Source organism: Streptomyces sp. bgisy159, assembly GCF_057707805.1.
The window spans coordinates 249727-257666 of sequence record NZ_JBYIQX010000005.1 but is presented as its reverse complement, the minus strand read 5'-3'; the positions used below and the strand labels follow the sequence as shown (position 1 = coordinate 257666).

At 64.4% G+C, this 7940-nt stretch carries 8 protein-coding genes; 4 read left to right on the top strand and 4 right to left on the bottom strand.

All coding sequences use genetic code 11. From position 1 onward, the window contains the following. Positions 1-636: 636 nt before the first annotated feature. Together AC3ET3_RS08200 and AC3ET3_RS08195 are read left to right on the top strand one after the other, a co-directional pair. Positions 637-1443 carry an SMODS domain-containing nucleotidyltransferase gene (locus AC3ET3_RS08200; RefSeq protein WP_435611904.1) on the top strand — a complete coding sequence of 269 codons (807 nt, stop codon included), beginning with the start codon at positions 637-639 and terminating at the stop codon, positions 1441-1443. Further along, the gene (locus AC3ET3_RS08195; RefSeq protein ID WP_435611903.1) at positions 1415-2266 is read left to right on the top strand and encodes a hypothetical protein; all 852 of its coding nucleotides are present in this window, start codon (positions 1415-1417) and stop codon (positions 2264-2266) included. Before AC3ET3_RS08200 ends, AC3ET3_RS08195 begins: the two co-directional genes overlap by 29 nt. 79 nt (positions 2267-2345) lie before the next feature. Here AC3ET3_RS08195 and AC3ET3_RS08190 read toward each other — a convergent pair whose 3' ends face one another. From AC3ET3_RS08190 to AC3ET3_RS08175, 4 genes are all read right to left on the bottom strand, one after another. Beyond that, positions 2346-2750: a DUF4145 domain-containing protein gene (locus tag AC3ET3_RS08190; RefSeq protein WP_435611902.1), complete on the bottom strand. Its 405-nt coding sequence runs from the start codon at positions 2748-2750 to the stop codon at positions 2346-2348. 824 nt (positions 2751-3574) lie between these two features. Beyond that, positions 3575-4060, bottom strand: a complete 486-nt coding sequence (locus tag AC3ET3_RS08185; protein ID WP_435611901.1) for an NUDIX domain-containing protein — start codon at positions 4058-4060, stop codon at positions 3575-3577. 19 nt (positions 4061-4079) lie between these two features. Next, a complete protein-coding gene (locus tag AC3ET3_RS08180) occupies positions 4080-5294 on the bottom strand; it encodes a helix-turn-helix domain-containing protein (protein ID WP_435611900.1) in 1215 nt (404 codons plus the stop codon). Between the two features lie 233 nt (positions 5295-5527). After that, entirely contained in the window at positions 5528-5896 is a 369-nt protein-coding gene (locus AC3ET3_RS08175) for a GntR family transcriptional regulator (RefSeq protein WP_435611899.1), read from the bottom strand. A 159-nt stretch (positions 5897-6055) separates the two neighbouring features. Between AC3ET3_RS08175 and AC3ET3_RS08170 the strand changes: the two genes are divergently transcribed. Then, positions 6056-6412 carry an SCO3933 family regulatory protein gene (locus AC3ET3_RS08170; RefSeq protein ID WP_435611898.1) on the top strand — a complete coding sequence of 119 codons (357 nt, stop codon included), beginning with the start codon at positions 6056-6058 and terminating at the stop codon, positions 6410-6412. 2 nt (positions 6413-6414) lie between these two features. Then, the gene (locus tag AC3ET3_RS08165) at positions 6415-7770 is read left to right on the top strand and encodes an FtsK/SpoIIIE domain-containing protein (RefSeq protein WP_435611897.1); all 1356 of its coding nucleotides are present in this window, start codon (positions 6415-6417) and stop codon (positions 7768-7770) included. The last annotated feature ends 170 nt before the right edge of the window (positions 7771-7940 follow it).

Genomic DNA, 7940 nt, shown 5'->3' with positions numbered 1-7940 from the left:
GGGTTGATCATCACGGTTCGGCCGGTTGTCTACGACGGACACCTTCGACGCTGCCCGTCTGAACCTCAGCCGACGACAGTCAGCCACGACGGCGGGCGCGCCGGCCGACCACGCACGCGTGTGTCTCGCTGCACCCCCACTGGCCTCGGCCACGCTGCCATGCCGTCGACCAGAGCAAGCCGCGCCGGCGGAAGCGTGGCAGCGAGACCTTGCGTGACGACCTCTTCGTCCCGAAGCAACTTGGGTGTGAGCCCTGCCTTGGGAGGGTGTGTCCTTCACGTGCAGTGATGGTCCGCAGACGTCCGAGCTTGTCCGCCGTTGTCACGCAGTTAGACACTCGCCCGGTGTGGCTCCCGGCGCGTGGGATCAGCGCACGTCAGCTCAGTTCTCCGGGTGCAGGCATAACACGTCCAGTGTGGCAGATCATCGCCGGGACCCCAGGCCAGAGCGGGGTGGGGGTGGTCACCTGCGGGTGCTGACTGTCAGCGTTGGTCGACCTCGGACGGCCCAGAGACGGCCCGCAAGCCCATGGTGGGTGTCCTCCGAACAACCACCGAGCGTAGGATTCCTAGGGCAAAATGACGTGCGACCAACCCTGCCATCCCCCTCACCTGAGGATCCGAGCGCATCGAATACATGAACGCCACTTTGGAGAAAACCTTCGAGCTCTTCGCAAGACGCATCAGCTTGAGTCAACAGGAGCTTGATGAGGCACTACAGCGAGCTGAGGAAATTTGTCAATTCCTTTCCCAGACAGCCACGGTGCAAGAATGCAAGATAACTGGCTCTATTGCCCGCTCAACGGCGATTCAAGAGTTCTCCGACGTAGACGTCGTAGCAGTGTTGAGTCCGCACCCGTCTGCGGAAAACACCCCCCGTTCCATCACAGCAAGACTTCTGGACACCCTTAAATCCAGATACCACGAAGCACACATCTCGGAAAATACAGTTCGCATACACTTCGCCCAAGGTCCAGACGTTGACGTAATCCCGGCCATTCCCGATATCAGTAAGCCCAAGAGTGGAATCTATAAAATTCCGTCAGCCAATCGAGACCGATGGAATGCATACGCCCCAGAGGAGCGCAATCAAGATATCAATCGAAAAGGTGCGCTACTCGGAGGGGAATTCATTCACCTCATCCAGATAATCAAATGGTGGAGTAAACAAAACGGCCAGCCCCTCGCATCCTACGAGATCGAGAATATCGCGAGCGCCACGTTCCGTTTTCGGATGCCATCGATCACGCGTGCGATAGTTGAGTTCTTCGAGATTGCGGAAACTTCATCCGTAACACGCCAAAAAGCTCACATTACTTCAATTTCTGTTGCACGAGCCATCGCCAGTAAGGCCCTTCGGTGCGAACAACAAGGGGATACGCGAGGGGCTCTCGATCACTGGGGGAGCTTGCTAGGTGACCAGTTCTCAAGCGTCGTCTCATGAAATCATCGCACTGGCCAATGCACAGCTTGAGAAAGCAGCAAAGGGTTACAGGGCGAGTAGGTGGCTCCAGGTGGCAACCTTTTCTCTTAGCGTCACATCGGTCTTCATCGCGAGTCCACTGACTTATGTTCCCGCCCTGATCGCGTTGGGCGTCCAGATTTCATCCTGGGTCACGCGCAATAGAGCCGCGAAATGCCACTCAGCTGGAGAGGAGGGAAGGATGCGCGGCCTCTTGCTTGACGCTCTCGGAACAGTCGGCGAAAAAGTCGACCTCAGTAACTGGTTTGGTCGCGTAACTCCACCCGCAGGAGAATCACTCCCCTCCCCTGTTCCAGCAGACTATTTCGCTAGCGAGGCTTCTCTTGGCATGAAGAGACTCTGCGAACATCTCCAAGAGAATGCCTTTTGGGGGAAGCATCTGTACAAGTCAGCCGCAGACTACTACGGACGCATGCTGTGGATATTTTCGATTGCAGCTCTTGGGGCCATCCTCATCGCCATCCCAATAACCTCTGGCGACAACAATATTATTCTTGCACGCTTGATCGTAGTTGCTTTGGCCTCTGGAGCCGCCTTCACACAGCTGGCTGAAGTTATGGCTTGGCGATCAGCCGAGGCGAAGAGTGAGACACTTGACCGGCGCCTTGACTCACTCACAACTTTCACAGATGAAGAACTTTCCTCCTCTCGCATTGGTACGGTTTTTTCAGCCTACGGCGACTACTGCATCGCCACTTCAGGGGCGCCGCCGGTACCGACCTGGATTTACACAGGCCAGAGGGAGCGTGTAAATGCCCTGTGGGCAAGGAGGGGAAACGACTAGAGGTCAGTACCTGGCAATGGCCCCGAGGCTGTAGAACGCATTGAGGGCGCGGAAGGCAGTGCGGGTGACCCAAAGGACCTCAGGGCTGTGGCGTGTCGCGGGCGAGCCTCTTCTTCTTGCGCTCAGCCACACGGCCAGGAGATTCAAATACCTCTTCGAGAATCTCGTCCATCAACCCCAGGATCTCCGCAGCGTCTTCTTGAGGGATGGGCTCGTCGACGAGATCTCCGTGGGCGACTTCGTTGCCGCTGAAGCGCACTTCATCAGCGGCATCCCGCACATGCTCCCTAATCAACTTCGCGCTGTACATGCGCTCAATCATCTGCGCCAAATTCGCGCCGGTCATTCCCTTAACCTTGGCTGTCGATTCGACAACGGAGCGGGCTACTGCCACTGCACCGCGGAGGTATCCAGCCGCAAGGCACCCATGAGCTTCGTTGGCGGCGGCTGCAATCGTGACAGGAACGTGTTCATACTCGTGCACTGGCTTCGCGGTAGGAAACCAGTGCTCAACCTCAGAGTCCACAAGGGTTCGCTCAGCCAGAGCACGCTCGGCGGCTTCGCCGGTAGCAACGTTAATGCCTCCGCAGTAGTCGCATGTGCACGCTTGTTGAACTTCTACTTGAGTCCAGCCGTAACCACTGGCGCGGTCGCGAAGCCGAACAGCAGGCGCACAAGGCTTCATGTTCGCGTGACGCCCACACCACCCGCAGTCTGTGCTCATCAGTGTCATAAAGCTCAGGCTACGGCGCTGAGTGCCGCCTTTCTCACTGAAGCCACCACTCTCCCCAGCTCCCATCCCGTCCGCCGTCGACCCACACACCGTGGAGCGGGCGTGGTCCATGGCGTCCAGGTGGAGCGCGCCACTGCACGAACGACCTGGACGCCATGGGCCGCGTCTGCTCGGCTCTGCCTGGGTCGGCGGCGGACGGGATGGGAGCCCACCACGCGCACCACGACGTGCCTTCGGCCGAGAACGGCGCCCCCTCCCACCCGGTGCCGGCCGATCCCCCGCCGGAGGCATGGTCTTGGACTTGGAGGGCACATCCCGTCCTTGCCCGCACGCACGCAGCGCGCCGCCGGGCGCGGCCAGCCGGGGCGCAGACAGGAGGCAGGCCGCGCCGCAGAGGCGGCGCGCGCCCGCGCCGTGCGCGGGCACTTGATGAAGTAGGGAAAGTCTTACCGCGCTGGTCGTTGTTCACAGGGCGAACGGCTCACGGGCCGTAGCTCGGTCCACGATTGGTGGCGGCTGACAACTCGTAGCTCATGGCCCAGAAGATGTAGTCGGTGATGTACGGGCGGCTGTCGTCACGCCGCCTCGTTGCCGGGCCTCTGTCCGTGTTCCAGGTAGACCGGTGCTGCCACGTCGCGCGCCTCCACACCCGCGAGGATGCGTCGGGCCAGGCGCGGAATGGTGCGCTGCGGAATCTGTTCCGGAGAGACGAACGCGAAGCTCCTCAGCTCCTCGCGCTGCAAGGTGATCCGAGCCAAGTCCTCCGGGTCCAACTGGCCACCGTCGAAGAGGTACAGCACCTTGTCGCCCTCGGCCTCACTCGGGGCCCAGTCCACGGCCAGCAGACGACCGATGGGCGGTGTGATGCCCAGTTCCTCGTGCACCTCGCGTTTGGTGGCGTGCAGCGGGGACTCGCCGACCTCGACGTATCCGCCGGGGATCTCCCAGTAGTCCTTGTAGGTCGGCTCCACCATAAGGACCTGTCCAGCGGCATCAAAGAAGAGCGCACCCGCTGCCATACGCGGATGCGCCATCTTCGTTTCCTGTTCAGTCGGCGCCATGCAGTCGAGCGTACCCAGCTCAGACGACATGCAGCCTGTTGGCCAGGTCCGCCAGGCTCCGGCTCGGCCGGCCTCGCTGGTTGCGGACCCAGGTGAGCACCAGTTCGCGGGCGAGGTAGTGGCTGCGTACCTGCTCAGGTGCCCAGCTCTCCGCTTCGAGGATCTTCGCCAGTGCGTCGTCCGCACGGTTGTGGGCGCTGAGGGCTCGGGCCACTTCGAGGTTGTGCCGGGTCCGGCGCTCAGTCGGCAGGCCGCTCGTGTCGATCTGCGGGCCCAGGTCTACCGCGACCTGCATGTCTCCCAGCTCTGCGGCGGTCGCCACCTGGTGGATGGCCACGTTCGTGGGGCCGAAGGCCGTCCACACGTGATTCGCGTCGGCTCCCAGGTGCCGCGCGGCCCGGTCCGCCTCCACGAGGAAGGTTCGCGTCGTTGCGCGGTCCTCCGCTCTGGCGGCCGCCATGGACCCCGCGAGGAAGAGCGTCCCGTAGATCGACAGGAACTCGGGGCCCGCGTCGTCAAGACCGGGGCGGAGGAACTCCCCCGCATCTCCCACCAGCTGCGTCGCGGCTTCGAACCGTCCGTTGGACAGCAGACAGTGAGCCACGGAGCGGAACAGGGACCCGGTGACCACTGTGTTGCCGGACTGCTGGGCAGCGGCCAAACCGCGGTCGGCCGCGATCCACGCGAGGTCGGTCTCGCCGAGCTTCGTGAGCACCATGGCAGCGCCCTGGTATGTCATCGCCATGAGCTCGTGGGCCTGTTCGCGTTCCCGCCCCTCGTACGCCTGGGCGGCGATGACCACGTCCGCCAGGAGCAAGGGCAGACGACGGGTCGCGAACGCGTACCGCGAGTCCTGGTAGGCGTCCCACACCTCTGCGACGTTGTTGCGGAGTTCGTCCAGCGGTGTCGGCTCGCCCTCGGTCGTGACGCCCAGGAGGGGTGTGAGCTGGCGGTAGTTCATCAGGGCCGAGCGAAGCGCCGGCACCGTGCGTGTTCCACTGTCGGCCGTCCAGTCGAGCAGAGTCGGTTCGGCGAGCAGATCACCAAGGGTCACATCCAGGGCGTCGGCGAGCGCCTTGATGACGGAGAGCCGGTCCAGCTCGATCCTGTTGTTCTCAGCCTTGCTCAGCCAGTCGACGGTCCGGCCGACCAGCCCGGCCAGCACCTCCTGGGACATGCCCCGCCTGCGGCGGTACCAGGCGACGCGTTCACCGATGGTCAGGTTCGTGGTCATTCCTCGCATGGCAAGAGCGTCCCCCCGTCTCTACACGGGACCCCGGAGAGATTTTCCGGGGTCCTCCGGCAGCCCCGTCCTAGCGTTGCTGACAACCACAGGGAATGTCAGGTCGAACCGCGAAGAAGGAGCCACGATGCCGCTCACCCCGGCCGAAGTGGTGGAACTCATCAGGGACGTCAAGGAACTTGGCGAGGAGGTGGCTGCACTCGGACGCCGCGCTGAGGCGCTGGTCAGCCGTCTTGCTTCTGTGTCCGCACGAACTGCTCAAGCTGGTCCATCCGCTCAGCCAGCCGACGCACTTCTTCGCGGACCTCAGTCAGGTACCCGGCGATCTCCTCGAACTCCGAGCTGTGCTTTGCCGGACGAGGCTCCTCGGGAAGCGTGACGAAACTGCCCTTCCCCTGATGGGAGCGGGCGTAGCCGTCCTCGCGCAGGCGGGAGATCGCTTGCCGGGCCACCGTGCGGGAGACGTCGTGCGTGTCCATCAGCGCGGTCTCGGACGGCAGCTTGGTACCAGGAGTCAGCTCCCCTTTGCGGATGCGGCGCTTGAAGTCGTCAGCGATCTCCAAGTACTTCGCGCGTCCGGTGAACTCGGCCATAGCCCCTCTCAGTGCTTGTCGCACTAAGTGCAGCACATCCGACCTACAGCCGTCGAGAACCTACTTGACGTACTAAGTGCTTCAGGTGCACCCTCATTGCATGCCGACGTACTAAGTACGTCAAGTTCCAACGAACAACGCCTAGCTAGGAGCGCACTCATGCGTCAGATCCCCGTCGACACCTCCGCCGCGACCGTGATGGTCGCCAAGACCCCCCAGCCCAAGGTGAAGGACCGCCGTACCGGCGAGATCGCCACCGACATGGAGACCGGCGCGAAGCTGATGACCGTGGACGTGATGTTCGCGGCGAACGACGAGGTGGAGATCCTGTCCATCACCGTGCCCGAGCCGGGTATCTCGGGTGAGCTGACCATGGGTACCCCGGTCGCGCTCACGGGCCTGATCGCCCGGCCGTGGGAGAACGACTTCAACGGCCAGAAGCGGCACGGCATCGCCTTCCGCGCCGTCGCGGTCACGTCCCTGGTCGCCGCTGCCGCGAACTCCAAGGCGGCCTGATCATGACCGCCTCGACGGTCGCTCTGGTGCTGGTCGTCGCCGCTGCGGGTCTCCTGCGGTGGCGGCGCCCCGCCTGGTACTGGCTGACCTTCGGCGTCACCTTCGCGAGCCTGCGGGTCGCGTTCCGCTACGCCTCCGTCATGGACGCCTGTGGTCTGACGGTCCCGCCCTCGCGCTGGCGCCTGGCCCTGGCCCGGCTCACCAACCAGGACGTGCCGGCCGCTCGCCCGCCGCGCATCCTGCGCTTCCGGCCGACCCGGACCGGCCTCGTCCTGCGGCTGGGTCTGCGCCCCGGCCAGGACGCCTTCGACGTCGCCGCCGCCTCGGACCGGCTGCGCCACTCCTTCTCGATGTACGGGGTCACCTCGCGTGAGGTGCGTTCGGGTGTCGTGGAAGTGCGGATGACCGGCTACGACGTCCTCAAGCGGGTGCAGATGCCCGCCAAGCTCGACACCCGCCCGATGCGGGTCCCCGTCGCCCTGCGTGAGGACGGCTCGGTGCACTACCGCGACTACCGGGCCGTCCCGCACGCCCTCACCCTGGGCGCCACCGAGTCGGGTAAATCCGTCTACCAGCGCAACCTGGTCGCCGGGCTCGCCCCGATGGACGTCGCCCTGGTCGGCATCGACTGCAAACAGGGAGTGGAGCTGTTCCCGCTGGCCCGCCGGTTCTCCGCGCTGGCCGACAACCCCGACACCGCCGCCGACCTCCTCGACGCGCTCGTGTCCCGCATGGAAGGGATCTATCAGCTCATCCGCGCCGAGCAGCGGATCACCTCCGCCGTGCCGGACGCCGAGATAGCCGCCGACATCTGGGACCTGCCCGACCACCTGCGGCCCGTTCCGGTCGTGGTCCTGGTCGACGAGGTCGCCGAACTCGCCCTGTTCGCCAGCAAGGTCGAGGAGAAGCGGCGCGACCGCATCATTACTGCCCTGGTCCGCCTCGCCCAGCTCGGCCGCGCCGCCGGCATCTACCTGGAGATCTGCGGACAGCGTTTCGGATCCGAACTCGGCAAGGGCATCACCATGCTCCGCGCCCAGCTCACCGGCCGCACCGCCCACCGCGTCAACGACGAAACCTCCGCCAACATGGCCTTCGGCGACATCTCCCCGGACGCCGTCCTCGCCGCCATCCAGATCCCCGCCGAACTGCGCGGCCTCGCCGTCGCTGGGGACTCCACCGGCGGCTGGCACCGCATCCGCGCCCCGCACACCTCGCTCCGCCAGGCCGTGAACACGTGCAACCGGTACGCCGACCGCACCCCGGACCTGCCCGAACTGGCCCCCTTCCGGCCCGAGCTGACCAACACCTCAGAAGCTCTGGTGCCGCTGTCCAAGTCGGCGCCGGCCACCGCCTGACCCTCCAAGCTCCACGGTCGGCGCGACCGCTTCCGCGCCAGGTCCCTACCCCCTCCACGCCTGCTGACAGGAAGGACCCCGGATGTTCTGCGAGCACTGCGGCGACCTCGACGGCGCCGAGACCGGCATCGACCACGACGAACGCGACTGCCCTCTCTACGAGACGCCCG